The sequence below is a fragment of the Frankia sp. CgJB1 genome (genome assembly GCF_977947065.1).
Map to the genome: position 1 here is coordinate 1 of NZ_CDWTNB010000267.1, position 1,735 is coordinate 1,735.

Here is a 1,735-nt window from a genome sequence, read left to right on the forward strand (position 1 = left end):
ACACGACACCGAAGGTCGGTGAACCCACCCAATACAACGGGTAGGGACGGGTTAAAATTCGAGGACGAATCCGCCGGCTGACGGACCACCAACCGTCGCGTCGCCGGATTTCTGCGGGCATGCCTACGGGGGACTCGTGACGGACCGGCTGACCGAGGCGGAGATCGAGGCGCTTTCCGCCACCTTCACCAACCAGATGAAGGCGACTCATCTGTTGGAACGTGCCGGGCTGGCTCGTCGGCACCATCCGCAGTTCTACCCGGGTGAGTCGTCGTTCGAGTTCTGGTCCGAGTTCGCGTCGCTGTTGGAGAACGGGCTGTTGCCGGACGGCCGGAGGCGCATCCTCACCGAGGCGCATCGGGACTATCGGGGCAACCGGATCTTCGCCGACGCCGTCCGGGAGGACGGTGTCTCCCGCGGCGAGGGCGCCCCGTGGGAGGACGGCGTCCCGCGGCATGTCAGCGTCTTCTGCCTGGATGCCAGGCACTACAGCCGTCAGGACATCGCGACGCAGGCGAGCTGGCGGGAGGGGCTGCGCCGGATCGTCGACGAGGCGGCCGGAGGCGCCGGCCTGCCTCCCCGGTCGATCCGGCTGCGCCAGGATCGCGGCGACGGCTTTCTCGCAGCCGTGGCCGCCGACGTTCCCAAGGCCGTTCTCGCGACCGAGTTCGTCCGGGAACTGTGGATCGCGCTGCGGACCTACAACCGGGGACGTGACGAGACCGGTCGAATCCGGTTGAGGTTGGCCCTGCACCAGGGTGAGGTGGGTATCGACGGCAGTGGTCGCGGCCCGGCTGGTCGACGCGGACCCCGTCCGGCAGCTGCTGGAACAGGACAAGGACGACAAGGACGCGGAACTGGCGCTCATCCTATCGTCCGAGTTCTACCGCAGTACGGTGGCCGGGCGGCTGCGGGATCTCGACCCGGCGCAGTACCGCCGAGTCGAGGTGTCGGTGGTGGGCAAGTACGAGGGCCTCGCGTGGATCACGCTGCCGGGGCGCCCGTTCCCGGCGGTGCGGACCCCGTCGAACGGCTCCGGTCAGGGGCCGCTCGCGGACGAGAAGTGGGACTTCCTCATCTCCGCGGATCCGTCCGATGAGGCCTGGGGCTCCTGGATTGCCCGCGTGTTGGAAGGCCGGGGTCATTCGGTGCATCTGGCGGCCCTCGACGCGCTGCCCGGTGAGCACGAGATCGGTCTGCTGCACGAAGGGATCTCGCGGTCCCGGCGTACCCTTGCCGTGCTGTCGAAGAGCTACCTGGCCTCGGAGAAGATGCAGGTGGCCTGGCAGGCGGATCCTAACGGCGTGAAGCGCACGCTGATCCCGATCCGCGTCGAGACCTGTGACCCGGCCGGGCTGTTGCGCGGCATCAGCTACATCGATCTCGTCGACAAGGACGGTGCGGCAGCGGAGCTTGAACTGGTCAGGCAGATCGCCCGGTCCCTGAACGGCCGCGGTTCCCGGCCGTCGACTCCGCCGCCCTTCCCCGGGAAGCGATCTTGACCGGCCGCCGGCCAGGATCCTCGCGGCCCGCCGCCTCGACGTCGTCGGGGTCACCAGCGGTGCCGGTATCGGCGTCACCGGCGGTGCCGGCGTCGGCGGCGTCGATCAGCAGTCGGCCGAGCCCGCGGCCGTAACTCGTGCTCCCCTCCAGCCTGGACCAGTCGGCCAGCGCCGTCATCATGGCCCGCAGTCCCGCTGCGGACGGTTCTCCGGCGACCGCCTGCTCGGCCTGG

The 1,735-nt window shown here is 69.4% G+C and carries 2 protein-coding genes and 1 pseudogene; 2 read left to right on the forward strand and 1 reads right to left on the reverse strand.

Annotated features, from left to right (window positions below):
- Positions 1-136: 136 nt before the first annotated feature.
- Both AC08OT_RS19655 and AC08OT_RS19660 read left to right on the forward strand, forming a co-directional pair.
- Positions 137-391: pseudogene (locus tag AC08OT_RS19655) on the forward strand (effector-associated domain EAD1-containing protein); the annotation flags it as partial.
- A 367-nt stretch (positions 392-758) separates the two neighbouring features.
- Positions 759-1,502 carry a toll/interleukin-1 receptor domain-containing protein gene (locus AC08OT_RS19660; protein WP_476594707.1) on the forward strand — a complete coding sequence of 248 codons (744 nt, stop codon included), beginning with the start codon at positions 759-761 and terminating at the stop codon, positions 1,500-1,502.
- On the opposite strand, the gene AC08OT_RS19665 is transcribed toward AC08OT_RS19660, so the two are convergent.
- Positions 1,423-1,735: hypothetical protein (locus AC08OT_RS19665; RefSeq protein WP_476603175.1), on the reverse strand; the 313-nt coding region annotated here is incomplete at its 5' end. The genes AC08OT_RS19660 and AC08OT_RS19665 overlap by 80 nt on opposite strands.